The 26,352-nt window shown below is 69.7% G+C and carries 22 protein-coding genes and 3 pseudogenes; 8 read left to right on the forward strand and 17 right to left on the reverse strand.

Translation table 11 applies throughout. The annotated features are described in order from the left end of the window. Window position 1: 1 nt before the first annotated feature. Both IG90_RS0131445 and IG90_RS0131450 read right to left on the reverse strand, forming a co-directional pair. Complete coding sequence (locus tag IG90_RS0131445; protein WP_030592154.1) at window positions 2-682, reverse strand: ABC transporter ATP-binding protein; 681 nt, start codon at window positions 680-682, stop codon at window positions 2-4. After that, window positions 679-1,761, reverse strand: a complete 1,083-nt coding sequence (locus IG90_RS0131450) for an ABC transporter permease (RefSeq protein WP_030592157.1) — start codon at window positions 1,759-1,761, stop codon at window positions 679-681. The genes IG90_RS0131445 and IG90_RS0131450 overlap by 4 nt, the downstream gene beginning before the upstream one ends. Before the next feature lie 110 nt (window positions 1,762-1,871). Here IG90_RS0131450 and IG90_RS0131455 point away from each other — a divergent pair, with 110 nt between their 5' ends. Both IG90_RS0131455 and IG90_RS0131460 read left to right on the forward strand, forming a co-directional pair. Further along, complete coding sequence (locus IG90_RS0131455) at window positions 1,872-3,071, forward strand: sensor histidine kinase (protein ID WP_030592160.1); 1,200 nt, start codon at window positions 1,872-1,874, stop codon at window positions 3,069-3,071. Next, entirely contained in the window at window positions 3,068-3,709 is a 642-nt protein-coding gene (locus IG90_RS0131460) for a response regulator (RefSeq protein ID WP_030592162.1), read from the forward strand. Before IG90_RS0131455 ends, IG90_RS0131460 begins: the two co-directional genes overlap by 4 nt. 45 nt (window positions 3,710-3,754) lie before the next feature. On the opposite strand, the gene IG90_RS0131465 is transcribed toward IG90_RS0131460, so the two are convergent. Continuing rightward, window positions 3,755-4,057, reverse strand: coding sequence for a DUF5955 family protein (locus IG90_RS0131465; protein WP_033894811.1), 303 nt, complete (start codon window positions 4,055-4,057; stop codon window positions 3,755-3,757). Between the two features lie 200 nt (window positions 4,058-4,257). Between IG90_RS0131465 and IG90_RS0131470 the strand changes: the two genes are divergently transcribed. Then, entirely contained in the window at window positions 4,258-4,899 is a 642-nt protein-coding gene (locus IG90_RS0131470; RefSeq protein ID WP_411572654.1) for a nucleotidyltransferase family protein, read from the forward strand. Window positions 4,900-5,162: 263 nt separating this feature from the next. Then, window positions 5,163-6,782, forward strand: a complete 1,620-nt coding sequence (gene aceB / locus IG90_RS0131475; protein WP_030592171.1) for a malate synthase A — start codon at window positions 5,163-5,165, stop codon at window positions 6,780-6,782. Window positions 6,783-6,868: 86 nt separating this feature from the next. On the opposite strand, the gene IG90_RS0131480 is transcribed toward aceB, so the two are convergent. From IG90_RS0131480 to IG90_RS0131495, 4 genes and pseudogenes are all read right to left on the reverse strand, one after another. Further along, window positions 6,869-7,510, reverse strand: a complete 642-nt coding sequence (locus IG90_RS0131480) for an SMI1/KNR4 family protein (RefSeq protein WP_051860332.1) — start codon at window positions 7,508-7,510, stop codon at window positions 6,869-6,871. Window positions 7,511-7,549: 39 nt separating this feature from the next. After that, a complete protein-coding gene (locus IG90_RS40885; RefSeq protein WP_169779601.1) occupies window positions 7,550-9,946 on the reverse strand; it encodes a NucA/NucB deoxyribonuclease domain-containing protein in 2,397 nt (798 codons plus the stop codon). Between the two features lie 397 nt (window positions 9,947-10,343). Further along, window positions 10,344-10,535, reverse strand: a pseudogene (locus IG90_RS0131490) (hypothetical protein); the annotation flags it as partial. Window positions 10,536-10,608: 73 nt separating this feature from the next. Further along, window positions 10,609-11,601 carry a fibronectin type III domain-containing protein gene (locus IG90_RS0131495; protein ID WP_030592183.1) on the reverse strand — a complete coding sequence of 331 codons (993 nt, stop codon included), beginning with the start codon at window positions 11,599-11,601 and terminating at the stop codon, window positions 10,609-10,611. 158 nt (window positions 11,602-11,759) lie between these two features. On the opposite strand from IG90_RS0131495, the gene IG90_RS0131500 reads away from it, so the two are divergent. After that, entirely contained in the window at window positions 11,760-12,377 is a 618-nt protein-coding gene (locus IG90_RS0131500; RefSeq protein WP_030592186.1) for a TIGR03086 family metal-binding protein, read from the forward strand. Window positions 12,378-12,679: 302 nt separating this feature from the next. Here the strand turns inward: IG90_RS0131500 and IG90_RS0131510 are convergent, their stop codons facing one another. The 9 genes and pseudogenes from IG90_RS0131510 to IG90_RS0131550 form a co-directional block, all read right to left on the reverse strand. Further along, complete coding sequence (locus IG90_RS0131510) at window positions 12,680-13,363, reverse strand: alpha/beta fold hydrolase (RefSeq protein ID WP_030592192.1); 684 nt, start codon at window positions 13,361-13,363, stop codon at window positions 12,680-12,682. A 316-nt stretch (window positions 13,364-13,679) separates the two neighbouring features. Next, window positions 13,680-15,137 carry a nucleobase:cation symporter-2 family protein gene (locus IG90_RS0131515; protein ID WP_030592202.1) on the reverse strand — a complete coding sequence of 486 codons (1,458 nt, stop codon included), beginning with the start codon at window positions 15,135-15,137 and terminating at the stop codon, window positions 13,680-13,682. Between the two features lie 181 nt (window positions 15,138-15,318). Then, a pseudogene (locus IG90_RS0131520) lies at window positions 15,319-16,587 on the reverse strand (8-oxoguanine deaminase); the annotation flags it as partial. A 45-nt stretch (window positions 16,588-16,632) separates the two neighbouring features. Beyond that, window positions 16,633-17,156: pseudogene (locus tag IG90_RS39930) on the reverse strand (solute carrier family 23 protein); the annotation flags it as partial. 90 nt (window positions 17,157-17,246) lie between these two features. Further along, window positions 17,247-18,170: a factor-independent urate hydroxylase gene (gene pucL, locus IG90_RS0131530; RefSeq protein WP_030592224.1), complete on the reverse strand. Its 924-nt coding sequence runs from the start codon at window positions 18,168-18,170 to the stop codon at window positions 17,247-17,249. Window positions 18,171-18,177: 7 nt separating this feature from the next. Further along, complete coding sequence (uraH, locus tag IG90_RS0131535; protein WP_030592227.1) at window positions 18,178-18,567, reverse strand: hydroxyisourate hydrolase; 390 nt, start codon at window positions 18,565-18,567, stop codon at window positions 18,178-18,180. A 20-nt stretch (window positions 18,568-18,587) separates the two neighbouring features. After that, window positions 18,588-19,124, reverse strand: coding sequence for a 2-oxo-4-hydroxy-4-carboxy-5-ureidoimidazoline decarboxylase (uraD, locus tag IG90_RS0131540; protein ID WP_030592230.1), 537 nt, complete (start codon window positions 19,122-19,124; stop codon window positions 18,588-18,590). A gap of 164 nt (window positions 19,125-19,288) precedes the next feature. Next, complete coding sequence (locus IG90_RS0131545) at window positions 19,289-19,726, reverse strand: helix-turn-helix domain-containing protein (RefSeq protein ID WP_030592233.1); 438 nt, start codon at window positions 19,724-19,726, stop codon at window positions 19,289-19,291. Then, window positions 19,723-19,974, reverse strand: a complete 252-nt coding sequence (locus IG90_RS0131550) for a YkoF family thiamine-binding protein (protein WP_078585477.1) — start codon at window positions 19,972-19,974, stop codon at window positions 19,723-19,725. The genes IG90_RS0131545 and IG90_RS0131550 overlap by 4 nt, the downstream gene beginning before the upstream one ends. 360 nt (window positions 19,975-20,334) lie before the next feature. Here IG90_RS0131550 and IG90_RS0131555 point away from each other — a divergent pair, with 360 nt between their 5' ends. The 3 genes from IG90_RS0131555 (at window position 20,335) to IG90_RS0131565 (ending at window position 23,799) form a co-directional block, all read left to right on the forward strand. Further along, a complete protein-coding gene (locus IG90_RS0131555; RefSeq protein ID WP_030592240.1) occupies window positions 20,335-21,174 on the forward strand; it encodes a TIM barrel protein in 840 nt (279 codons plus the stop codon). Between the two features lie 87 nt (window positions 21,175-21,261). Then, a complete protein-coding gene (locus IG90_RS0131560) occupies window positions 21,262-22,155 on the forward strand; it encodes a 2-hydroxy-3-oxopropionate reductase (RefSeq protein WP_030592243.1) in 894 nt (297 codons plus the stop codon). Window positions 22,156-22,341: 186 nt separating this feature from the next. Further along, a complete protein-coding gene (locus tag IG90_RS0131565) occupies window positions 22,342-23,799 on the forward strand; it encodes a catalase (protein ID WP_030592246.1) in 1,458 nt (485 codons plus the stop codon). Between the two features lie 631 nt (window positions 23,800-24,430). Here IG90_RS0131565 and gcl read toward each other — a convergent pair. Continuing rightward, entirely contained in the window at window positions 24,431-26,215 is a 1,785-nt protein-coding gene (gene gcl / locus IG90_RS0131570) for a glyoxylate carboligase (protein WP_030592249.1), read from the reverse strand. Between the last annotated feature and the right edge of the window lie 137 nt (window positions 26,216-26,352).

Below are 26,352 nucleotides of genomic sequence, written 5' to 3' on the forward strand. Positions count from 1 at the left end.
CTCAGACCCGGGCCGGGACGGTCAGCCGCCCGTCGTCCATCGTCACCGTCCGGTCCATCCTGTCCAGGTGCGCCCGGTCGTGCGTGACCAGCACCGTGGCGGTGGCGCGCTCCCGGGTCAGGGTGACCAGCAGGTCGAGCACGGCCGCGCCGCGCTCGTGGTCGAGCGCGCTGGTCGGCTCGTCGACGAGCAGGACCGCCGGCTCGTTCATCAGGGCCCGCGCGATGTTGATCCGCTGGCGCTGACCGCCCGAGAGCTGGTGCGGCCGCCGGTGCGCGCGGTCGGCGAGACCGACCGCGTCCAGCAGCTCCAGGGCCCGGCGGCGGGCGGCGCGGGCGGACCCGCCGGACAACAGGCGCATCACCTGGAGCTGTTCGGCGGCGGTCAGCGAGGGCAGCAGGTTGGGCTGCTGGAAGACGATGCCGATACGGTCCCGCCGCAGGGCCGCCCGCCCGGCCCGGCCGAGGCCGGCGGTCGGCGTCCCGGCCACGACGACCTCGCCGGAGTCCGGGGTGACCAGGGTGGCGGCCGCCGCGAGCAGGCTGGACTTGCCCGAGCCGGACGGCCCGACGACGGCGGTCAGCGTGCCCGGGGGCACGTCCAGCGAGACCCGGTCCAGGGCGGTGAGCCGGCCCTCGCCGTCCGGGTAGGTCAGGGTGACGTCGGTCAGGGTGAGCGTCATCGGGCACTCCCGAGTGCGGTGAGCGGGTCGACGGCGGTGATCCGCCGGATGGACAGGGCGGCCCCGAGCGCGCCGAGGGCGATCATCACGGCGGCCGGGACGAGGACGGTCGCCGCGTCCAGGACGAACGGCACGGCTCCCCCGCCGATCAGGGCGCCGGCCCCGGCTGCGAGCGCGGTGCCCAGGCCCGTACCGATGGCGAGCATCACCACGGCCTGCCCCAGTGCGTCGCGCAGGAGGTACGGGGTCGACGCGCCGAGCGCCTTCAGTACGGCGACGTCGCCGCTGCGCTGGATCGTCCAGACGGTGAAGAACGCGCCGATGACGAGCGCGGAGATGGCGAAGAGGAAGCCGCGCATCAGCTGCAGCGAACCGTTCTCCGCCTGGTAGGAGCCGATGGCGGTCAGGGAGTCGTCGAGGGCGAGGGTGCTGGTGCCCGCCGCCTCGTCCCCCGCCTTCAGGTCGACGCTGCCCGTGGTGGTCAGGGCGATCACGGTCGCCTGTTCGGCGGGCCCGGCACCGTCGTGGCCGAAATGCTGCCAGTCGTCGAGGGTGGTCCAGACGACGGGGGTGTGGCTGTAGGCGGCGTCCCCGGCGACGGCGGCGACCTCGCGCTCGGTCCGGCCGAGCGCGATCCGGTCACCGGCGGCCACGTCCAGCTCCTCGGCGGCCTTCACGGAGAGCACGACCCGCCCCGGGCCGATCCCTTCCGGCCCGAGGGTGCCGTCCGGTTCGACGCCGAAGGCCGACACGGCGGCGGTCCGCTCACCGGCGGCGGTGGCGTTCAGGGTGCGGATGCCGAGCGGCTGCGCGGCCTCGACCCCGGGCCGTCCGGCCCAGGCCCGCCAGCCGTCCTCCCGGACGGTCGAGTCGGTGAACGACTCCGCCTGCCCGTCGGGGGGCGCGGCGAACGCCAGGTGGTCGGCGTCGAGCCCGGTGACGGCCGAGGTGTTCTCCCGGGCCAGACCGGCGGTCAGGCCGGACAGCAGGCCCACGAGCAGCGTGATCAGCACCACGACCGAGCCCATGAGCGCGAACCGGCCTTTGGCGAAGCGGAGGTCTCTCCATGCGACGAACATGGCTCCAGCGTCGTTCGGCGCGGGCGGGAAGACATCGCGCGGCGGACGGGCCCGGGATCAACCTTTCGGTTGACCGGGTCCGGGGAGGCCGCGGCTACGCTGGACGAACCATGGATTCGCGTTCGCACACCCACGTCACCGCAGCCCTGCGGCTCTGTCTGCACGCACTGCTGACGGGGCTGCTGGCCCTGGTGGTGGTCCGCACGGTGGGCGAGGACACGCCACGCACGGCGGCGGTCGTGGCGGTGGCGGTGCTGATGGCGGCCCTGTACGCGGCGGGGGCGCTGGTCTCCTCCGTACAGCCGGGAAACCGGGCGGGGGCGGTGTGGCTGGGCGGGCTGTGGGTCCTGTGGGCCGCGCTGCTGGTGCTGTCGCCGGAGGCCCTGTGGGTGGCCTTCCCGCTCTACTTCCTCCAGCTCCACTTCCTGCCGATGCGCTGGGCGCTGCCCGCCGTCGTGGTGACCGCGGCGGCCGCGATCACCAGCTTCGTCGTGCACCGGCAGGAGATCGCGCCCGGCGCGTTCATCGGGCCGCTGATCGGCGCGGCGGTCGCCGTGGCCACCGTCCTCGGGTACGACACGCTCTTCCGCGAGAGCGAACGGCGGCGCGAGCTGATCGTGGAGCTGGTCGCCACCCGCGCGGACCTGGCCGAGGCCGAACGTACGGCCGGGACCCTCGCCGAGCGTGAACGCCTCGCCCGGGAGATCCACGACACGCTGGCCCAGGGCCTGTCCAGCATCCAGCTGCTGCTGCGCGCCGCCGAACGCTCGCTGCCCGAGGACGCCCCCGCCGCCGGGCATGTCCGGGCCGCTCGCGAGGCCGCGCAGGCCAATCTGGCCGAGGCCCGTTCCTTCGTCCGCGCGCTGACGCCGCCGGACCTGGAGCACGGTTCGCTGGCTGCCGCCCTGGAGCGGCTCTGCGCCCGCACGAGCGCACCGGACCTGACCGTGCGGTTCGCGGTCAGCGGTACTCCGGTGGAGCTGCCGACGCCGTACGAGGTGGCGCTGCTGCGGACCGCGCAGTCGGCGCTGGCCAACACGGTGCGCCATGCTCGGGCCGGGCGGGCGGAGATCACCCTGAGCTTCATGGACACCTCCGTGGCACTGGACGTGGTGGACGACGGGCAGGGCTTCGACCCGTCGGAGGCGCCGGTCCACGAGCGCGGCGACGGTGGCTTCGGGCTGCCGGCGATGCGGGCGCGGGCCGGATCGCTCGGCGGTGCGCTGAGCGTGGAGTCGGCGCCCGGCCAGGGCACGGCGGTGGCCCTCACCCTGCCGCTGCCCGTCGCGGAAGCGGAGCGTGCGGCGTGAGCGGGGGCGGGGACGCGATCCGGTTGCTGCTCGCGGACGACCACCCGGTCGTCCGGGCGGGGCTGCGCGCGGTCCTGGACACCGAGCCGGACTTTCGGGTCGCCGGTGAGGCCGCCACCGCCGAGGAGGCCGTCGCCCTGGCGGCGGGGGGCGGCTTCGACGTGGTCCTGATGGACCTCCAGTTCGGCGCGGGCCTGCACGGTTCGGAGGCCACGGCGACGATCACCGCCGCACCGGACGGCCCCCGGGTACTGATCCTCACCACGTACGACTCCGACGCGGACATCCTGGCGGCGGTCGAGGCGGGCGCGAGCGGCTATCTGCTGAAGGACGCGCCACCGCAGGAGCTGGCGGCGGCGGTACGCACGGCGGCGGTGGGCCGCTCGGCGCTGGCGCCCTCGGTGGCACACCGGCTGATGGACCGGATGCGCACCCCGGCCGCGGCCCTGACCCGGCGGGAGCTGGAGGTGCTCCAGCTGGTCGGGGAAGGCCTGTCGAACCTGCAGATCAGCAAGCGGCTGTTCCTGAGCCAGGCAACGGTGAAGTCCCATCTGGTGCACATCTACGCCAAGCTGGGCGTCGACTCCCGTACGTCGGCGGTCGCGGCGGCAACCGCCCGCAGGCTCATCCGCCGCTGAGGGGCCGGGCGCGGCCGATCGGCTGTGCGGGGCTTCGCCTCGTGGTCAGCCGCGCGGGGGCTCCCCGAAGAGGTCGACCGCGTTGCGTACGTCGCGCAGGGCGGCGGCCACCGCGCTCACGGAGCCGATCGCCCCCGCGATCAGCAGCAGGGAACGGCGCATCCGGGGGATCTCCGGCGCGCCGCTGACGGCCATCGCGTCCAGGGCCGCCAGCTCGTCCTCGGCGATCTGCCGGTCCGGGAACTCGTTCCGGAGCCCGGCCAGTTCCCGGCGGAGCCGGGAGACGGCAATCCGCAGCTCGGCCACCCTCGGGTCCTCGTCGCTGCCGGTCAGCCGCTTCTGCCCCACGCTTCGCAACACAGCACTCCCCCTCGCACGTCTTGTGCCGGTGTGACCCCCGAACCCGGGCTGTGGCCAAGTCCCCGGGTTCGCCAGCAAGTTAACGCCATGACAGGCAGTGCGCGCCAGTCCACGGAAAGAAATCGGCGTTACCCCTGAGGGTGACATGCGTGTCGCGTGTGCGAAGGGCTCAGTGGTATCCAGGCCCCATGGTCAAGGACACGACGACGAACACGGCCACGGACGTGGCTGCCGCCCGGAAGAACCCCAAGGTCGCGGGCGTACTGCTGGCCGCGGGCGGGGGCCGGCGCCTCGGCGGCCGCCCGAAGGCACTGCTGGAGCACCGGGGCCGCCCGCTGATCGAGCACGCGGTGCGCTCCCTGCGCAACGGGGGTTGCGGCCCACTCCACGTGGTGCTGGGCGCGGCGGCCGGCGAGGTGCGGGCCCGGGCGGATCTCACGGGCTGCGCGGTGGTGGCGAACCCGGGCTGGGAGGAGGGCATGGGCTCCTCGCTCCGTCTGGGTCTGGCCGCCCTGAGCGCGACGGACGCGGATGCGGCGCTCGTCCTCCTGGTCGATCAGCCGGGGATCGGCGCGGAGGCGGTGGCGCGGGTACGTTCGGCGTACCGCTCGCGGGTGACTCTGGCGGCCGCCTCGTACGGCGGGGAGCGGGGCCATCCGGTGCTGCTCGGGGCGGACCGGTGGACGGACGTCGTGGCGGGGGCGGTGGGCGACCAGGGTGCGCGGGCGTATCTGCGGGAGCACCGCGATGCGATCACGCTCGTGGAGTGTTCGGATGTGGCCGAGGCGTACGACATCGACACCTCGCAGGACCTGAAGCACCTGGAGTGACCGGACGGAGCCGGGTCGCCGTCCACCGTCCGTGGCCGTGCTGGCACGCTGCGCCGCCGACGGCCCGTTTCTGTCGACCCGGAGAATCTCGATATCAACAAACCATTGAACTTCCACCATGAGGAAACTACTATCCACTGGTCAGAAGCCCTCTGAACCTCAGACGGCGCCCACGGCCCTGTCTCGGAGCCATGGCACGCCGTGCCGTATCAGGCGACCCGGCGGCCATGAGACGCCGCCGCCCGCTGAAGGAGTGACAGCTCATGTCCGCACCAGCGCCGTCCACGCCGGTCATCGTCGATGCCGAGCCTCTGCCCCGGCAGGATGAGGTCCTGACCGACGCGGCCCTCGCGTTCGTGGCCGAACTGCACCGGCGGTTCACCCCGCGCCGCGATGAGCTGCTCGCCCGGCGCGGTGAGCGCCGCGCCGAGATCGCCCGCACCTCCACGCTGGACTTCCTGCCCGAGACGGCGGCGATCCGCGCGGACGACTCCTGGAAGGTCGCACCCGCTCCGGCCGCGCTGAACGACCGCCGGGTGGAGATCACCGGCCCGACCGACCGCAAGATGACCGTCAACGCCCTGAACTCGGGTGCGAAGGTCTGGCTCGCCGACTTCGAGGACGCGTCCGCCCCCACGTGGGAGAACGTCGTCCTCGGCCAGCTCAATCTGACCGACGCCTACGAGCGCCGCATCGACTTCACCGACCCGAAGTCGGGCAAGTCGTACGCGCTGAAGTCCGCCGACGAACTCGCCACCGTGGTCATGCGCCCCCGCGGCTGGCACCTGGATGAGCGCCACCTGCAACTGGACGGCATCTCCGTGCCCGGCGCGCTGGTCGACTTCGGCCTCTACTTCTTCCACAACGCGCAGCGCCTGATCGACCTCGGCAAGGGCCCGTACTTCTACCTGCCGAAGACGGAGTCGCACCTGGAGGCCCGCCTCTGGAACGACGTCTTCGTCTTCGCCCAGGACTACGTCGGCATCCCGCAGGGCACGGTCCGCGCGACGGTGCTGATCGAGACGATCACCGCCGCGTACGAGATGGAGGAGATCCTCTACGAGCTGCGCGACCACGCCGCCGGGCTGAACGCCGGCCGCTGGGACTACCTCTTCTCCATCGTCAAGAACTTCCGTGACGGCGGGACCAGGTTCGTCCTCCCGGACCGCAACGCGGTGACGATGACCGCCCCGTTCATGCGGGCGTACACCGAACTCCTGGTCCGCACCTGCCACAAGCGCGGCGCGCACGCGATCGGCGGCATGGCCGCCTTCATCCCCTCGCGCCGCGACGCCGAGGTCAACAAGGTGGCCTTCGAGAAGGTCAAGGCGGACAAGGACCGCGAGGCGCACGACGGCTTCGACGGCTCCTGGGTCGCCCACCCCGACCTCGTCCCGATCGCCCTGGCCTCCTTCGACGCGGTCCTCGGCGAGAAGCCCCACCAGAAGGACCGGCTGCGCGAGGACGTCTCGGTGGCGCCCGGCGACCTGATCGCCATCGACACCCTCGACGCCAAGCCCACCTACGACGGCCTGCGCAACGCCGTCGCGGTCGGCATCCGCTACATCGAGGCCTGGCTGCGCGGCCTGGGCGCGGTCGCCATCTTCAACCTGATGGAGGACGCGGCCACCGCCGAGATCTCCCGCTCGCAGATCTGGCAGTGGATCAACGCGGACGTGGTCTTCGAGAACGGCGAACACGCCACGGCCGACCTGGCCCGCAAGGTCGCCGCCGAGGAACTGGCCGCGATCCGCGAGGAGATCGGCGAGGACACCTTCACCGCAGGCAAGTGGCAGCAGGCCCACGACCTTCTGCTCCGGGTCTCCCTGGACCAGGACTACGCGGACTTCCTGACCTTGCCGGCGTACGACCAACTGCGCTGACCCGTCCGCCCCTTCGGAAACGAAGCCCCGCCCCCGGCAGCGCTCGGCGCCGGGGGCGGAGGTGTTTCACCGGGGCCGGCGCTCATTCAGTCGAAGCCGAAGCGCCGGCCCATCGCTTCCATGTTCCAGGCCACTTCGTCGTCGGCACCCGCCTCCCGCCACTCCAGAAACCCGTCGTCGTCGACGTACGCCTCCTGCTCCCCCCACAGGTCGATGATCCCGTCGTGCAGTCCGCGAGCCGTGAACTCCAGGAGCGCGGTGAATGATGTCAGCGCCCTGTGCTCGGGGAACGAGCCTCCACCGTCCTTCTCGTGCACGCCCACCCTTCCGAGGGAATCATCGCGGGCCTGACCGAGGAAAAGGCTGTTCCCACTCTCGTCATGGGCGAACGGGGTCCAGAGCGGGTTCCAGTAGAAGAACCCGCCCGGAGGAAGGGCTGACGTCTCGACCCCCATGCGTCGCTCGTCCTCTATCCGCCGGTATTCCATGCACTCGACCGCGATCATGTTCACATCGTTGAGTCGATGGAAATTCGGCAGAACGAACTCCCCCGATCCGTTGTGGCGTGACAACGAATCCACCATTTCCCGTGGAAGTGCACGGCCGATCACCTGCTCCGTGGATCTGATCTCGTCCGGTACGGCTGGACCGGGAAGTGAATCGTATGCGGCCGGCGCATGGCTCCGAAGCCAGTTCTCGACCCGCTCCCACGCCTCGTGAACAGTCATGGGGGCATCCTTTCGGGGTTCCTCCCGCCCGGCAAGGGGTCAGGACGGCACAAGGCGGAAGGAAACGAACCTCGGTTTGTAGATCCCCGGGTCGCGGTAGTGGGCCCCCTCGGGAGAGATCCTGTTGTCCATGCTGTTGACGTTGTAGGACAGGGTCCAGACGTCTCCTTGCCTCAGCGAGGGGTGAACATGAGCGTTGTACGAGATGATGTTGCCGTCCCAGTAGCTCCCGTACGGCCCCGGTTCCGGCATTCTGTACACGAGGTCCTGGTCGGCCAACGACGTATAGGGCCCGTAGGGGCTGCAGCTGTGCCAGAGGCGGATCTTACCGCTGAAGGCTTCGGTACTGTCCTGGCTGACCAGGACGAATCCGCCGTTCCACGGAGTCACGCTGTACTCGTTGGCAATACCGTTCAACGATGTGGCGCCTTCACGCTCACCCCGCATCCAACTCCCCTCCGCCATGTCGAAGAACTGCCAGTCGTCCACCTTGCTGAGATCGGCCCCCTTCACCCGGGCGACGCGCATCTTCTTGTTGATGGGAGCGTCCGAAACACCATAGATGTAGGTGTATTCGTCCCCGCTCCGGCCGGCTTCGAGCACGGCGGAACCCCACGCGACACGACTGTCCGAAGGAAGCGGGTCCACCCGTTCGGGCTCACTGAGATCTCCCAGAGAGAACGTTGCGACGACATTTCTGCTGAAACGCCAGTCCCAGGCCCCCTCACCGAACTTCTGATACTCCTGGTAGATGACCTGCAGATACTGCTCTCCATCGATATGGGCAAGCATCGCATCACCGGCCCAGTACCAGTGGCCAGGAGCGGATGGCGGCATGATGGCTTCGGGATTCTCCTTCGTGCCACCCGTGATCGTGGTCAGCCTGTCTCCGTCTTGGATCACAAAGGTGCTGTTCACCAGTTTCGCGCCCAGCGGGCGGGTACCGTCTCCGTTGAGCGGACCGAGAAAGGTATCGGAGAAAACCCATAGCCGCCTGCCGTCCGGCAGTGTCACCGAATACGTGGAGTCTCCCCCGGTCCACCCGTCGGGCGTACTCTTCGCATAGTCGAGAAACGTCTTCGTGGGCGCTGCTTCCGCTTTGACGTCACGGACGACAGGGGCTCGACTGTTGGCGCACTGAGGGTATTGGATCGGCACCACCGGGCCCGAAGGCATGGCGTCGTTCTTGCCGTACGGCTTGCCGTCCGCGGTGAGAACAACTACATAGAAGCGATCCAGATCGAGGATGCGCTGTTCGTTGTAGAATTTATCGAGGTGCTCACCCGCCTTCCTGTTGTGCTCCGTTGATATGACATCCACGGAGAAGTGGGAGACACCCGCACCACCCATCGCCGAACCTTGATAGGTCGACTGGAATGGATACTCGTCACATTGCCTCGTGTTGCCTCGGCTGTAACCTCGACCCCAGTACTTCCGACACTGACCGGCCGATTTTGAATTGTTCGCCTTCTTGTCATCCGCATTGACCATTCTTTCCAGCGGCTGACCACTACTGCGGGAGCCAGGAATACTCTTGGGCGTCACCGATGTCGGCAATGTCAAATCTGGCTCGTTCTGAGCCTTCCAGACGTGCCGAGCTTCTTCCGAGACATCGGGAGTGGCGCGCAACGAGAATTGGGATATGACATCCGGATACACGCAGCCGTGGTAATGGACCTTGGGCGAGGAGTCACACCGGAACCCGTTCTCGGGGCCAAATATCCAGGAGTCCTGATTGAGCGGGTTCCCGACCACCTCCGACTTGATCATGAAATCGCCGTAAGCGATCCTGTCAGTGTCGGTCAGGGTTCCGGCCGGAAGGTGGAAGTCGAAGTCGGTGTGCCCTGCCACGATCCACTGCTGCAGCGAATCCGTGTCTCCGTCGTTCGCACCGACACGGCATGAGGTCTTGGCACTCGGCGTCGAGCATGTGCCACTGAATTTCAGTCGCCTGTCCATCCGCGGCGGCGGATTCGAGATGACTGGTTGATCGAGCATGAGCCACACTCGCGTCATGCGGTCAGCACTGCTGTCGGCGCCCTGATTCCCCATCCCTTGGAGCGACATGCGGAACGTCACGGACCCCACGGTCTGGCAGGACGAGCCATTGGTGCAGCGCACGTCCTCGACCGTGAACAACCCGACACTGCACCAGGTGAAGTGATCGATGGTCTTTTCGCCACCGACACCCGGGCCGAGAGCGTCCCAGCACTCGGACATGTCCACGAAGTCGGCGGTCTCGGTACGCTGCGGCGTTGCGGCCGCACGGCCGGAGGACCGGTCGGCCTGGGCCGTCGTCCCTTGCCTGATCTCACGTTTGCGGTCCTGGGGTGATTTCCTGGCCGTCGGAGGCTTGAACGGATTCCCTTCGAAGTCCGTCACCGATAACTTGGCGAACGTTTGAGTCGCATCACTTCCTGTCGCTTGCGGGGCCATGGTCAATACCATGACGAGAGCAGTGAAGAACACTGCACAATATCTGGATCTTCGCGGCACGAATATCTCTTTCGGCGTTGGCATGCGGAACGAAATCCAGGTGCTCGACACCGGGCCGGCTCAGGTCGGAGATGCGTGCGGGGCGGGCGAAGGTTCGACCGTCGCCCCGGACCAACTGTTGACGCCTCGGGGTCACAGTGGACGCCAGGCCGCGGACACGCGGGTTCCTGGCGCATACCTCTCCTCAACCACAGGGCTCGGCCCAGGCGGTGGGGGGTGCGCCTATTGGATGTTCACGAGAGATTACATGGGCATGGCATTTATGGAAGAGCTTTTCGAAGCGCGACCACGCCGAGGCCCTGAGTGGCGCCCCAAGGCAGGTCTCAGGATGTGAGGGTCAACGGCAGCGACGCGCCCGCCCCCAGGTCCACACCGCCCCCAGCGCCACGAACCCGCAGTTCAGGGCGAACAGGATCGCCGGCAACGGCCAGACGAACCGCAGGTACGTGTCGTAGCCGACCTTCGCCAGGGCCACCCCGCCGATGGTGACCGCCGTCGTCGGGACCCAGAGGTTCATCCAGCCGCGATCAATGGACCATGAGGGGCGGGTCGCCGCACACCAGGGAGGCGGCGACCCGAGGACAAGTCGCACGCTCGCCGCGTCAGTCCGTCAGGACCACCGTCGGCTGGGCCGAGAAGTCGCCCCACTTGCCGTCCGGAAGCTTGGCCCTGAGCTTGACCGAATAGCGGGTGCCCGCCGGGTCGGGGAGGTTCAGGCGGTAGGTGGCCCGGCCCTTCGGGGGCGTGCCGCCCCAGACGATGGTGGTGGTCAGCTTGCCGTTCAGGTAGAGCTCGTAGGCGGGGATCACCCCGCCCGTCCCGGGCTGGTCCCAGGACAGGTCGAGGGTGAACTCGGCGCCCTCCTTGCCGACCTCGGTGCGCAGCCCGGTGGGGGCGGTGCTCGCGGGCGCGCCGGCGGCCTGGGCGGTGGTGAGGTCGACGGCGTTGCTGTCGGGCGAGGACTTGTCGGAGGCGTCCCGGGCCCGGACGGTGAAGGTGTAGACGGTCCCGGGGCGCAGGCCCGTCACCTTCGCCGTGGTCGCGGTGCCCGGCACGCTGTGGATCCGGGAGTCCTCCTGGTAGATGTCGTACGAGGTGACGCCGACGTCGTCCTTGGCCGCCTGCCAGGTCAGGGTGGCCGCGCGGCCGCCCTCGGCGGTTCCGGCCAGTTTCACGGGGGCGGTGGGAGGCGTGTCGTCCTTGGGCGGGGTGGCCTGGGTGGTGACGGGGACGCCCTTGCTGGGCGCGGAGAGATTCCCTGCCGTGTCCTTGGTCCGGACGCTGAAGGTGTAGTCCGTCGAGGCCGTCAGCCCGTCGACGTCGATCATGGTCTTCGTCGCCGGGACGCTCTTGACCTTGGCCTTTCCACGGTAGATCTCGTATCCGGCGACCTTCTTGTTGTCGGAGGCGCCTTCCCACATGACGTGCACCGAGGTGGAACTGCTGGCCTGGGCGGTCACGCCCTCGGGGGTGCTGGGGGGCTGCGTATCGGCTTCGGCGGCGCCACCGCAGGCGGAGAGGAGGGGGGTGAGAAGCAGGGCGGAACAGGCCAACGCGGCAGATATGTGGGGGCGTTGCACGGGGGTGCCTTCCATCCGGACAGCAATGGTCCAGACCTGTATGACATGGCGTGGGGGCCTCCGACAAGAGTCCGGCCGGGAACCTTCCGCTATATGCCGGGTTGCGCCCCCGTCGGCGGTCCGGGCAGGCCCTTCGGCCGATGAGTTTTCGGCGGTGAAGGGGTCTTCCCTGCATGGATACAGATGAGACCCCTGTGTGGGGTGCCGCTGGCCTTCCCGACCTGGAGCCGGCCGCCCAGCGGATCGCCGGGCTGCTCGGCTCGGTCGACGACGGCAGGCTGGACGGCCCCACCCCCTGCCCCGACTACACCGTACGGGAGCTGCTCGGCCACCTCACCGGGCTGACCACCGCCTTCCGCGACGCCGCCCGCAAGGACCTCGGGCCGAGCACGGCCACCTCCCCCGACGCCGCTCTCCCCACCCTCGACGACGACTGGCGTGAGGTGCTGCCCCGGCGGCTGGAGGAGGTCGCGGCGGCCTGGCGCTCCCCCGACGCCTGGACGGGCATGACCCGGGCGGGCGGGGTGGAGCTGCCCGGCGAGGTGGCCGGGGCCGTCGCGCTCAACGAACTCGTCGTCCACGGCTGGGACCTGGCCCGCTCGACCGGGCAGCCGTACGCGGCCGGGGAGGCCGAGCTGCGGTCCTGCGAGGCCCTGCTCGCTCCGGACGAGGACGACCCGGACCGTGGGGGGATCTTCGGGCCGCCGGTCCCGGTGCCGGACGACGCCCCGCTGCTGGACCGGGTGATCGGCCTCAGCGGGCGCCGTCCGGACTGGCGGCGGAGCGGCTGAGCGGTGGCGGTCCCGACGTCGAAGGGCCGCGTCGCGCCGCTCGGTCTCGCTCAGGTGCCTCTCTCACCGAAAAGCACCTTCTCCCCCGTCGGCTCCCCGCTCCCCGCGGTTCCCGGGACACACGAAGAAACCGCGGGGAGCGCCCTCATGACCATCTTCCTCATACGTACGCACGCCTCCGGACCGACGACCTCGACCACGCACCGCCGCTGGACACCGGAACTGGTCCGCAGGATCTTCCAGGCCTGACTGCCGCGTTGATGCGAGCGCACAGTTGGGTCGGGCCCTGCCGGCGCAGCGGCTCAGCTGGTGAAGAACTCCGTGATGTGCGCGGCCACCTGGTCCGCCCGGGTCTCGTGCATCCGGTGGCCGCCCGGGACCGTGATCAGCCGGCAGTCCGGGATCAGGGAGGCCACGTCGGCCTGCCGGTGCTGCTCCATGGCGCTCTCCGGGCCCCCGCTGATGATCATCGTCGGGGACACGATGTCGCCGAGGGCCTCGTCCGCGTCCGGGCCGGGGTCGGCGAGCTGGTCCCGCACGGCGGGCACCGCGTTCTCGTCGTAGTCCACCGGGCCCTCGGCCCGCCCCGCCGGACCCGGGTCGCCGGGGAACGGGGCCGGGGTCTCCACCAGCACCAGCCGCTCCACCCGGTCGGAGTGCTCCTGCGCCAGCAGCCGGGCGACGACACCGCCCATGCCGTGGCCGACGAGGCCGACCCGGTCCAGTTCCAGTTCGTCGAGGAAGCCCACCACGTCCTCGACCATCAGGTCCAGGTCGTAGTCGTCGGGCCAGTCGCTCTCGCCGTGGCCGCGCAGGTCCAGGGCGAAGACCCGCCACTCCTGGCCCAGCAGGGTGCCGGCCGCCTCCCAGTTCGCGGCCGAACCGCCGAGGCCGTGCAGCAGCACGACGGGCGAGCCGAACGCATCGCCCCAGGTCCGGTACGCGAGGCGCACATCGCCGACATCCACAACAGACTGATCTTCCATGCCCCTGACGCTACAGCCGACGGGTGCCGGTCGGCTCCAGAGGGTGTCTCGTCGACCAGGGCCGGACAGTCCGCACGGTGCATCGCCAGGCGCTGGAACGTCCTCATCGCGGACACCGACGCCGGCCGGGTGGAGACGACCTCCCAGCGGGTCTTCGTACGGGAGGGAAAGCTCGGGCTGGAGACGCCGTTGCGGTGGAAGGTGTACGGGGACGCCTACGGATCGACGAGGGCCGACTCCGGGGAACGGGGCGCGGCAGAGACGCCCCAGGGCCCCGCGTCGCGCGGGCCCTGGGGCGGTGAGCGTACGGGTCAGGTCAGTGGACGCCGACCCCGGCGGCTGCCGGCACCACGTGTTCGCCGTTCGCCGTCTCCTCGTCGTCCGCGTCCGGCCTGCGGCCGAAGTGGTTGAAGGCGAGGTTGAGCACGATCGCCACCACACAGCCGGTGGAGATGCCGGAGTCGAGGACGACCAGCAGGTCCTCGGGGAAGGCGTGGTAGAACTGCGGCGCGGCGATCGGGATCAGGCCGATGCCGACCGCCGCCGCCACGATCAGGGCGTTCTCGCCCTTCTCCAGGGCGGCGGTGGCCAGGGTCTGGATGCCGCTGGCCGCCACCGTGCCGAACAGGACGATGCCCGCGCCGCCGAGCACGGGCAGCGGTACGAGGGCGATGACCGAGGCGGCGACCGGGACCATGCCGAGGACGATCAGGATCGCGCCGCCCACCGCGACGACGAAGCGGCTGCGGATCCTGGTCATGGCGACGAGGCCGACGTTCTGGGCGAAGGCGCTGCACATGAACCCGTTGAAGAGCGGGCTGATGGCGCTGCCGAGGGTGTCGGCGCGCAGACCGCCCTCGATGACCTTCTCGTCGGCCGGGCGGCCGACGATCTTGCCGAGGGCCAGCATGTCCGCGGTGGACTCGGTCATGCAGACCAGCATCACGATGCACATCGAGATGATGGCGGCGATCTCGAACTGCGGGGCGCCGAAGGCGAACGGCGTCGGGAAGCCGACCACGTCGGCGTCTTTGACGGCGCCGAAGTCGGTGATGCCGGCCGGGACGGCGATCAGGGTGCCGATGACCAGACCGAGCAGGATCGCGATCTGCTGGAGGAAGCCGCGCAGCAGCTTGCGCAGGGCCAGCACGGTCACCAGGGTCACGGCGGCCATCGTGATGTTGGTCATCGAACCGTAGTCGTCGGCCGTGGCGTTGCCGCCCTGGGACCAGTTGAAGGCGACCGGGAGGAGGGAGACGCCGATCAGGGTGATCACGGTGCCGGTGACGACGGGCGGGAAGAAGCGGACCAGTTTGCAGAAGTACGGGGCGAGGACGAAGCCGAGGATGCTCGCGACGATGATCGCCCCGAATATGACGGCTATCCCGTCATGTCCCCGGTCCTTGCCTATCGCGATCATCGGGGCGACCCCGGCGAACGAGACGCCGTTGACGAAGGGCAGTCGGGCGCCGACCTTCCAGAAGCCGATGGTCTGGAGCAGGGTGGCGATCCCCGCGGTGAACAGGCTCGCCCCCATCAGGAAGGCGGTCTCCTTGGCGGTGAGGCCGACGGCCGGCCCCACGATGAGCGGCGGGGCCACCACGCCCGCGTACATGGCGGCCACGTGCTGGAGGCCGCTGGTGATCATCTTCAGCGGGGGGAGGGTCTCGTCGACCGGGTGTTTCCGGTCGCCTCCCGCCTCCGCGGCGGCATCGGCCGTCGCGTCGGGGGCGGCTGCGTCTGCGTCTTTGCGAAACCTGGGCTCAGCGGCCACGGCGATTCCTCCGGTCGGTTACACGTCGTCGGCGACGTGGGGTCCAGGGAGGTGGTGCGTAGGTGGTGCGGTGGTGCGGCTCTCTCAGGTGGTGCAGGTCGTGCAGGTCGTGCACAGGAGGGGGTGCGGGGGGTGCGCACTGGGGGTGTGTGCGGGCAGCGTTCTTCACCGGTCCGGCGGGGGAGAGGGTCACCGGGGCGGCCGCGCCGAAGATGAGCGCGGTCACCGGGTCGGCGATCGAGGAGTGGGCCAGGGTGTCCAGCTTCCACAGGACGAGGTCGGCGAGCTTGCCGGCCTCCAGGGAGCCGATCTGGTCGGCGCGGCCCAGGACCCGGGCTCCGCCGAAGGTCCCGAGGCGCAGGACCTGACGGGCGTTCAGGGCGGCCTCGCGGTGCGGGCCGAGGCGGTTGATGAGGAGTGCGTTGCGCAGCTCGGTGTGCAGTTCGCCGGACTCGTTGGAGGCCGTGCCGTCCACGCCGAGGCCGACCGGGACACCGGCGGCGAGCATGTCGGGGACCCGCGCGATGCCGGCAGCGAGGCGGGCGTTGGAGGACGGGCAGTGGGCGACGCCCGTTCCCGTGCGGGCGAAGGCGGCGATGTCGGAGTCGTTCATGTGGACGCAGTGGGCCATCCACACGTCGTTGCCGAGCCAGCCGGTCGACTCGAAGTACTCGGTCGGGCCCATCCCGAACAGTTCCTTGCAGAACTGCTCCTCCTCAAGGGTCTCCGACCCGTGGGTGTGCAGCCGTACGCCCTTGCGGCGGGCCAACTCGGCACCCTGGCGCATCAGTTCGGTGGACACCGAGAAGGGCGAGCAGGGTGCGACGGCGACCTGCGTCATCGCGTCGAAGGAGGTGTCGTGGTGGGCGTCGATCGTCGCCTCGGTGGCGGCGAGCGCGCTTTCGAGGGTCTCGACGGCGAAGTCCGGGGGCAGGCCGCCGTCCTTCTCGCTACGGTCCATGGAGCCCCGGGCGAGGGTGAACCGTACGCCCATCTCGCGGGCGGCCCCGATGATGGCGCCGGACAGGTCGCCGGAACCCTTCGGGAAGACGTAGTGGTGGTCCATGGCGGTGGTGACGCCGCCGCGGGCCATCATGGCGAGCGAGCCCTGCGCGGCGGCGCGGGCCATCGGCTCGTCGATGCGCGCCCAGGTCGGGTAGAGGGCGACCAGCCAGTTGAAGAGGTTGTGGTCGGTGGCCAGGCCCCGGGTGATCCACTGGTAGAAGTGGTGGTGGGTGTTGACCAGACCGGGCGTCGCGAGGTGCCCGGTGGCGTCGATGCGCCGGACGACTCCGGTCAGGCCCTCCGGTGCCCTGCCGGCGCCGACGGACTCGATGCGGTTGTCCGCCACGACGATGTACCCGGACGCGTACTCCGTGTCGTGGGCGTCGACGGTGGCGATCGAACAGTTCTCGATGATGATGCGCTGAGGGTCCGCCGAAGCTGCCATGGTGCTTCCTTCTTCTCTCTGTGGCGATGTGGGCACGGCAGGACCCTAGGAGGATTTGAGTGCCACAGCGGTGCGGCTGTGGGTGCCGAGATGGTGGGAGAACAGGTTGAGCACGACCGCGACCGGTGCTCCCGCACTGCTCCCGGAGCCGAGGACGGTCTGCGCCCAGGCCGGGAGACCGGCGTGGGCGGTGGGCGCGGCGAGCGGGATGATGCCCACGCCGAGCGCCACCGCGACCAGGATGATGGTGGAGCTGTCATCCAGGCCCCTCGGAGAGCGTGCGGATGCCGCTGACCGGGACGGGGAGCCGAAGAGGACGATGCCGGCGCCGCCGAGGACGGGCATCGGGACGAGCGGGACGACCGCGCCGAGCACCGGGAAGGCCCGAGGACCAGCAGGGCGCCGCCCGCGGCCGCGACGACGTACCGGCTGCGTACACGGGTCAGCGGGACGACGCCGACGCTCTGTGCGAAGGCGCTGGTCGGGAAGGAGCCGAAGACCGGGCCGAGCAGGGTGGCGATGCCGTCCGTGCGCAGTCCGCGGGTGATCGTGCGGCCGGCGGTGCGGCGGCCCCGTTGCAGGCTGTGCCATGGGTGTTTCCTCCGGGATGACCTGCCCCCGTCCGTCGTTACGCGGACGGGGGCGGGTTCAGTGCCGCGTCAGAGGTTGGTCATGTCGACCGGGATCTTCGGCTCGACGCCGTCCCGGAGCACGGTGGCCTCGATCAGACCGTAGGGACGGTCCGCCGCGAAGTAGACCTCGTTGTCGTTCTTGAGGCCGAACGGTTCGAGGTCCACCAGGAAGTGGTGGTTGTTCGGCAGTGAGAAGCGGATCTCGTCGATCTCGCTCCGGCTGTTGATGACGCGCGAACCCATCTGGTACAGGGTCTGCTGGAGCGAGAGGGAGTAGGTCTCGGCGAAGGCGTGGAGCATGTGCTTGCGCGCCTGCTCGTAGGACTTCTCCCAGTTCGGCATGCGATGCTCGTCGCTGGTCCAGTTGTAGCGCCAGCGGGCCGAGACGTCCGTCGCCAGGATGCGGTCGTACGCCTCCTTGAGCGTCGTGTACCGGTCCTTGACGTAACCCCAGAACTCGGAGTTGGTCGAGTTCATCACCGTCAGGTCCTTGAGGCCCGAGATGACCTCCCACCTCTCACCGTCGTAGGTGATCTGGGAGACGCGGGTCTCCTGGCCCTTGCGGACGAAGGAGTGCTTGACCTCGTCGGCGCCGATGAACCTGGAGTTGCCGTCGGAGGTCGCGATGCGCTCCCAGCTGTACTCCTCGATCCGGATCCGGGCGCGGTGGATCGGCGCCTGCGAGGAGACGAAGTGCCGGGCGAGGTGGATGCCGAACTGCTCGGCGGACTCGATCCCGTGCTCCTTGGCGAACGCGTACACCGTGTTCTTGGTGGTGTCGGTCGGCAGGACGTTGGCGTTGGAGCCGGAGTAGTGGACGTCGTCCATGTCGCCGGAGAGGGCGACCGAGACGTTCAGGTCCTTGATGTGGTGGGTGTCGCCGTCCCGCGTGATCTTGACGACGCGGTTCTCTGCTTTGCCGTACTGGTTCTGGCCGAGAATCGTGGGCATGTCGGTGCTAGCTCCCTCGGTAAACGGAGTAGCCGAACGGGTTGAGCAGCAGCGGTACGTGATAGTGCTCGCCCGGGGCGACCGCGAACGCGATGGTCACCTCCGGGAAGAACGCGCCGCTGTCCCTTACGCGGGGGGCGTCCTGCTGCGCCTCGGCTTGCTTCTTCGAAAAGTACGTCTCGGTGTCGAAGTCGAGACGCACATGGGTGATGCCCTCCGGCAGTGCCGGGAGGTCCTTGCAGCGCCCGTCCGCATCGGTCGTGGAGGCTCCGAGCGTCACGTACGGCGCGTCGCTTCCGCTGCGGGCGGCGAGCGAGACGGCGACGGACGCGGCGGGGCGGCCGATGCTGGTGTCCAGGATGTGGGTGGACACCGATGCGGTCGTGTCGGTACTCAAGACCGTCACTCTCCTAGATCTCAAGAGTCCTGTGCGGGAGCGCCCCCTGCGAGGGTCTCCGTCACGAGACGGGTCAGCCGGATGCGGTTGATCTTGCCCAGTTCGGTGCGCACGATCTCCTGCTCCTGCTCGGGCGAGTTCCCGATCCGGGACTTCACCGCGTCGCGCATCTGCTCACCGGTGGCGCCGGTGGCGCAGATCAGGAAGACATGTCCGAACCGCTCCTGGTAGGCCAGGTTCAGTTCGAGCATCTCGGTCTTGAGCTCCTCGGAGGCTCCGGCCATCCCCCGCTGCTCGCGGGAGGAGGTCGGGTCGCCGGGCTTCGGGCGGCCGATCGGCGGGTGGCCCGCCATCGCTTCGGCCAGATCCTCCGCGGTGAGCTCCGCCATGGCGGCGTCGCTCGCGGAGAGCAGGGCTTCTTCGGTGGCGTACGGACGCCCGGCGAGGATGGTGTCTCCCCAGGTCGCACTGGCACACACCTCGTGCAGTGCGGGAGTGGCCTCGCCGTCCGCCAGGCTGTTGAACCGGGTGAGGCCCGGCGTGGAGCTCGAAGTCACGGGAGCCTCCGTGGCTGTTCTTCGCTGTGCGTTGGTCGGGCTGCGGATAGCTAACGCCCTCCACAACACGACGTCAACACTTTGTTGAAATCTCGCGAACGAAGAAAGCCGCCGTCCCGGCATGCGGACGGCGGCTTACCCGCGTGTTCGGTGTGTTCGGCCAACTACTCACCCTTGGCCGCATGTTCCCGGTTCAAGTAGTTGTACACGGTGAACCGGGAGACGCCCAGGGCGCCGGCCACCGTCTCCACCCCGTGCCGTACGGAGAAGGCACCGCGTGCCTCCAGCGTCCGGACGACACTCTGCTTGACCTTGCGGTCCAGGTCGGCGAGCGGCATCCCGTGCCGTCGCTCCATCGCGGCGAGGATGTGGTCCAGCGAGTCGGAGAGCTGGGGCAGGCGTACGGCTATGACGTTTCGACCCTCCCAGGCGAGCACCACATCGTCCTGCTGGGCCTGCTCGGGGAGCAGCAGTTCCGCGCCCATCGCGTCGACGAGCGGCTTGACCGCGGAGACGAGGGGGTGATCGGCCGTTGCCGAGGTGCTGTCGACGGTCGCCGGGGGGCGAGCCGCCGCGGGGGGGTGATCGGCGGATTCGGTCACGACGCGTCCCCCTCGATCACGTTCACCTGGAGCGAGACCCGGGTGGCGCCCGAGGCCAGGGCCCGCCGCAGCAGGGCGTCGACGGCGGTGAGCACCTCGTCCGCGCCGCCTTCGGCGGTGTTGCCGAAGGGGCCGACGTCGACGGCGTCCAGCTCGGCGTCCTGGATCACCTCGCGGGCCACCACCGCATGGGTGGGCGCCTCGTCGAGATCGAACGGCTCGGTGGTGAATTCCACCCTCAAGCGCACTGTGCCTCCATGGTGTCCTCGCCCGGGTGCGGGCTCCCGCGGCTCGGCCACGACTGTAACCGCTGGACGGGGCCCCGCTCCGTGCGCGCGGGACCCCGTCGGCGGTGGTCACGGAAGCGGCGGCACACAGACCGCGACCGGAGCCGGGAAGGGGTCGCCCGCACCGGTCGGAAGCCGTCGGGGCCGACGGCGGCCCCCGCCCCGCTTCCGTATGCCCGGAGGCATCCGCACCACCGATTCCGTACGCCGCTGACCGGGGCGAGTTTTCCGGCACCCCCTTGACAGCCTCGCCACCCTCCGGGCAATCTTCCGTTAAGTAGAAACTAACTTCCGCAATACGGAAGGAGCGCCGACATCCTCATGGGATACCCGGACCAGCGCTTCGATGTGAACCTTTCGATCCTCTTCACGGAACTCCCGCTCCTGGAGCGTCCCGCGGCAGCCGCCGCGGCGGGCTTCACCGCGGTCGAGCTGTGGTGGCCCTGGATCGAGACCCCCACCCCGCCGCAGGCGGAGCTCGACGCCCTCAAGAAGGCGCTCGACGGCGCCGGCACCCGGCTGGTGGGGCTGAACCTCTACGCCGGACAGCTGCCCGGCCCCGACCGCGGCGCGCTCTCCGTGCCCGGCCCGGAGTCGGACCGCTTCAGGGCCAATATCGAGGTGGCGGCCGACTTCGCCGCCTCGGTCGGCTGCACGGCGCTCAACGCGCTGTACGGCAACCGCGTCGAGGGCACGGACCCGCGGGTCCAGGACACCCTCGCCCTGGAGAACCTGGTGGCGGCCGCCCGCGCGGCGGACCGCATCGGGGCGATCCTGCTCGTCGAGACCCTCAACAAGCCGGAGTCGCCGCTCTATCCGCTGGTGAGCGCACCGGCCGCGATCGAGGTCGTCGACAAGGTCAACGCGGCGACGGGCCTCGGGAACGCCAAGTTCCTGCTGGACCTCTACCACCTCTCGATGAACGGCGAGGACCTGAGCCAGGCCATCAAGGCGTACGCCGCGAAGACCGGCCACGTCCAGATCGCCGACAACCCGGGACGCGGCGCGCCGGGCACCGGCTCGCTCCCCCTGGAGCGGCTCCTCGGCGAGCTGAAGGACGCCGGGTACGCGGGCTGGGTCGGCCTGGAGTACAAGCCGGGCGACCGGCCGAGCGCGGAGTCCTTCGACTGGCTCCCGGCGTCGGCCCGAGCGGCCGGCTGACCGGCCGCGGACAGGCCGGGCCGACCCTCGGTCGCGCCCGCCCCCCTCATACGTGCACACGTTTTCCAGGAAGGCACAGGCACCCTCATGAGCAACAACCTCCCCAAGGTTGCGTGGATCGGTCTCGGCATCATGGGCTCCCCCATGTCCGAGAACCTGATCAAGGCCGGTTACGACGTCACCGGATACACCCTGGAGCAGGACAAGATCGACCGGCTGGTCGCGGCCGGCGGCACCGGCGCCTCCTCGATCGCGGACGCGGTCGAGGACGCGGATGTCGTCATCACGATGGTGCCCGCCTCTCCGCAGGTCGAGGCCATCGCCTACGGCCCCGAGGGCATCCTGGAGAACGCCAGGCGCGGCGCGCTGCTGGTGGACATGTCCTCCATCACCCCGCAGACCTCCGTGGACCTCGCCGAGAACGCGGCCGAGAAGGGCGTCCGGGTCCTGGACGCACCGGTCTCCGGCGGCGAGGCCGGCGCCATCGAGGCGGTCCTGTCCATCATGGTCGGCGGCGAGCAGGCTGACTTCGACGCCGCGAAGCCGCTCCTGGAGGCGCTCGGCAGGACCATCGTGCTCTGCGGCCCGCACGGCTCCGGCCAGACGGTGAAGGCCGCCAACCAGCTGATCGTCGCGGTCAACATCCAGGCCTGCGCCGAGGCCGTCGTCTTCCTGGAGAAGTCCGGGGTCGACCTCGCCGCCGCGCTCGACGTCCTGGGCGGCGGTCTCGCGGGCTCGACCGTGCTGACCCGCAAGAAGGACAACTTCCTGAACCGGGACTTCGCCCCCGGCTTCCGGATCGACCTGCACCACAAGGACATGGGCATCGTCACGGACGCCGCCCGCGACGTCGGCGCGGCGCTGCCCGTCGGCGGGGTGGTCGCCCAGCTGGTCGCCTCGCTGCGCGCCCAGGGCGACGGCGGCCTGGACCACTCGGCGCTGCTGCGCTCGGTCGAGCGGCTGTCCGGCTCCCCGGTCTGATCCCTCCGCCCCGCGAGGGGCCCACGAACTCCGGGTCGCGGCGGCGCTGACACCTGTCCTGTCGCGCCCAGGCGCTGCCGCGGCCCGGAATCAACCCTTCGAATTCAACAAACTGTTGACGTTGCCTCGCGGCGAATCTACGCTCCCCAAGCCGTCAGCAGCTCGTACGAAAGGTCATCCCGCCCCATGGCTAAGCGTGTGCTCACGACCGAGTCAGGCGCCCCGGTCGCCGACAACCAGAACTCCGCCACCGCCGGTGTCGGTGGACCGATCCTCCTCCAGGACCAGCACCTCCTGGAGAAGCTCGCCCGCTTCAACCGTGAGCGCATCCCGGAGCGCGTGGTCCACGCCCGCGGTTCCGGCGCGTACGGCTACTTCGAGGTCACCGACGACGTCACCGGCTTCACCCGCGCCGGCTTCCTCTCCGAAGTGGGCAAGCGCACCGAGACGTTCATCCGCTTCTCGACCGTCGCCGACTCGCTCGGCGGCGCGGACGCGGTGCGCGACCCGCGCGGTTTCGCCCTCAAGTTCTACACGGACGAGGGCAATTACGACCTGGTCGGGAACAACACCCCGGTGTTCTTCATCAAGGACCCGATCAAGTTCCCCGACTTCATCCACTCACAGAAGCGCGACCCGTTCACGGGCAGGCAGGAGCCGGACAACGTCTGGGACTTCTGGGCGCACGCCCCCGAGGCGACGCACCAGATCACCTGGCTGATGGGCGACCGCGGCATCCCCGCCTCGTACCGCCACATGAACGGCTACGGCTCGCACACCTACCAGTGGACGAACGCCGAGGGCGAGGCCTTCTTCGTCAAGTACCACTTCAAGACGAACCAGGGCGTGCGGTCCCTCTCCGCCGACCAGGCCGCCGAGCTGGTCGGCAAGGACGCCAACTCGCACCAGACGGACCTCCTCCAGGCCATCGAGCGCGGCGTCAACCCGTCCTGGACGCTGTACGTCCAGGTGATGCCGGCCGCCGAGGCCGTGGACTACCGGTTCAACCCGTTCGACCTCACCAAGGTGTGGCCGCACGGCGACTACCCGCTCCAGCGGGTCGGCCGCCTGGTCCTGGACCGGAACCCGGACAACGTCTTCGCCGAGGTCGAGCAGGCCGCGTTCTCCCCGAACAACTTCGTGCCCGGCATCGGTCCGTCCCCGGACAAGATGCTCCAGGGCCGGCTGTTCGCCTACGCGGACGCGCACCGCTACCGCCTGGGCGTCAACCACACCCAGCTGCCGGTGAACGCGCCGCGGACCGCCGTCGTCGACAACTACGGGCGCGACGGCAGCCACGCGACCCGCAACGGCTCGCGCCACGACAAGAACTACGAGCCCAACTCGTACGCCGGTCCGTCGCAGACCGACGCGGCGCTCGCCGCCCCGCTGGCGATCCACGGCTGGACGGGCACGCACGAGGCGCCCACCCACACCAAGGACGACGACTTCTTCCAGGCGGGCGAACTCTTCCGCCTCATGTCGGACGACGAGAAGGGCCGCCTGGTAGCGAACATCGCCGGAGGCCTCTCGCAGGTCACCCGCGACGACGTGATCGAGAAGAACCTCGCCCACTTCCACGCCGCCGACGCCGACTACGGCAAGCGCGTGGAGGGGGCCGTCCGCGCCCTGCGCGAGGACTAGGGCGTGTTTCGAAGGTCCCGCCTGCTCGGCCCTCCGGGCGGACGGCGCTACTTTCGAAACACTCCCTAGGCCATCCCCTGAACCCTGCCCGTACCGCGCACCCGGATGAGGGGTGCCGCGCGGCACGGACAGGACGACGAGGCCGCGGCGGTCGAGCGATGCCAGTGCGGTGGTGAAGGACCCGGGGACCGTCTCCTGACCTGAAGGAGACGCCCTCCCCCGGGCCGATCGCCGCCGCCGCGGTCCCTGTCGCCCGGCGACACCTCTGTCGCTCCCTGAACGAGGGCGCGGAGTACGGATACGGTCCCGTACTCCGCGCCCTTCTCCGTGCCCGGGCACGCCACCACCCAGCCTGTCCGGCGTCCGAGGACGGAAGCGTGGCTCTGGAGCGGGTCGCTTCCTGCGTGGGGGACGCGGTTTCACGCCTGCTTGCGGAGCGCGGGCCTGCCAGCCCCAGGGTTCCGTCCTCAAGCGCCGGACGGGCTGGGGTGCCCGGACGGCGGTGGGGATAGCCAGCCCGTCCGGCGATTGAGGACGTCTTTGGTGCGGGCCCAAGGGGCGCCGCATACAGGAGCAGGCCCCCGGCCCGGGGAGAATCCGGGTCGGGGGCCTGCTCGGTGGGGTGGGTGGGTCAGGACGTCGTCAGGAGGCGGATCGCGGTGGGCGCGTGCGACGCGTCCGTGGCGATGTCCTCGAACTCGTTGACCGACGCGATGTCGGTGCCGCTCATCGCGATGTTCGTGACCCGTTCCAGGATCGCCTCGACGACGACAGGGACCCGGAACTCCGCAGCAAGCTTCTTCGCCTCCTCGAAGGCAGGCAGCAGCTGGTCCGGCTCGGTGACCCGGATCGCCCTGCAGCCGAGACCCTCGACGACCTTGACGTGGTCGACGCCGTAGACGCCCAGCTCCGGGGAGTTGAGGTTCTCGAACTCCAGGTTCACCTGGAAGTCGATGTCGAAGTTGCGCTGCGCCTGGCGGATGAGCCCCAGGTAGGAGTTGTTCACCAGGACGTGGACGTACGGGATGCGGTGCTGCGCGCCGACGGCCAGCTCCTCCAGCATGAACTGGAAGTCGTAGTCGCCGGAGAGGGCGACGACCGTGCCCTCCGGGTCCGCGGTGGCGACGCCCAGCGCGGCCGGGATCGTCCAGCCGAGCGGGCCCGCCTGGCCGCAGTTGATCCAGTGGCGCGGCTTGTAGACGTGCAGCATCTGCGCGCCGGCGATCTGTGAGAGCCCGATCGTGGTGACGTAACGGGTCTCGGGGCCGAACGCCCGGTTCATCTCCTCGTACACGCGCTGCGGCTTGAGCGGCACGTTGTCGAAGTGGGTGCGGCGCTGGAGGGCCGCCTTGCGGTCCTGCGTGGACGCGGCCCAGGCCGAGCGGTCCTTCAGCTCGCCCGCGGCCTTCAGCTCGCGCGCCACCTCGACGAAGAGCGTCAGCGCGGCCTTGGCGTCGGAGGCGATGCCCAGGTCCGGAGCGAAGATCCTGCCGAGCTGGGTGGGCTCGATGTCGACGTGGACGAAGGTACGGCCCCGGGTGTAGACGCCCAGCTTGCCGGTGTGCCGGTTGGCCCAGCGGTTGCCGATGCCGAGGACGAAGTCGGACTCCAGGAAGTTCGCGTTGCCGTAGCGGTGCGAGGTCTGCAGGCCCACCATGCCGGCGTTCAGCTCGTGGTCGTCGGGCAGGATGCCCCAGCCCATCAGCGTCGGGATGACGGGGACACCGGTCAGCTCGGCGAACTCCACCAGGAGTTCGCAGGCGTCGGCGTTGATGATGCCGCCGCCCACGACGAGCACCGGGCGCTCCGAGCCGTTCAGCATCTGGACCGCCCGCTCGATCTGCTTGCGGGAGGCCGCCGGCTTGTGCACCGGGAGGGGCTCGTACAGCTCGGGGTCGAACTCGATCTCGGTGAGCTGGACGTCGATCGGCAGGTCGATGAGGACCGGGCCGGGGCGGCCGGTGCGCATCAGGTGGAAGGCCTGCTGGAAGACGCCGGGGATCTGCGCGGCCTCCAGGACGGTGGTCGCCGCCTTGGTGACCGGCCTGGCGATCGACGCGATGTCGACGGCCTGGAAGTCCTCCTTGTGCAGGACGGCGGTCGGGGCCTGGCCGGTGATGCACAGGATCGGGATGGAGTCGGCGATGGCGGAGTACAGACCGGTGATCATGTCGGTGCCCGCCGGGCCCGACGTGCCGATGCAGACGCCGATGTTGCCGGCCTTGGCCCGGGTGTAGCCCTCGGCCATGTGGGAGGCGCCCTCGACGTGCCGGGCCAGCGTGTGCCGCACCCCACCGGAGGCCTTGAGGGCCGCGTAGAAGGGGTTGATCGCCGCACCCGGCACCCCGAACGCGTTGCTGACGCCTTCGCGCTTGAGGATCTCAACTGCCGCTCGGGCAGCGGTCATACGAGGCATTGAGTGCTCCTGCTCGGGTTTGGTGGAGTCGGGCTCTGTCGCGCCACCTGAGAGCACCAATTCCGCATTACGGAATTCTGGTTCTGCTATACGGAAGCAATCTAAAAGGTGGGGCGACCTTCGTCAAGGGCCCGCAG

The sequence above is a fragment of the Streptomyces anulatus genome (genome assembly GCF_000721175.1).
Lineage (GTDB): Bacteria > Actinomycetota > Actinomycetes > Streptomycetales > Streptomycetaceae > Streptomyces > Streptomyces anulatus_C.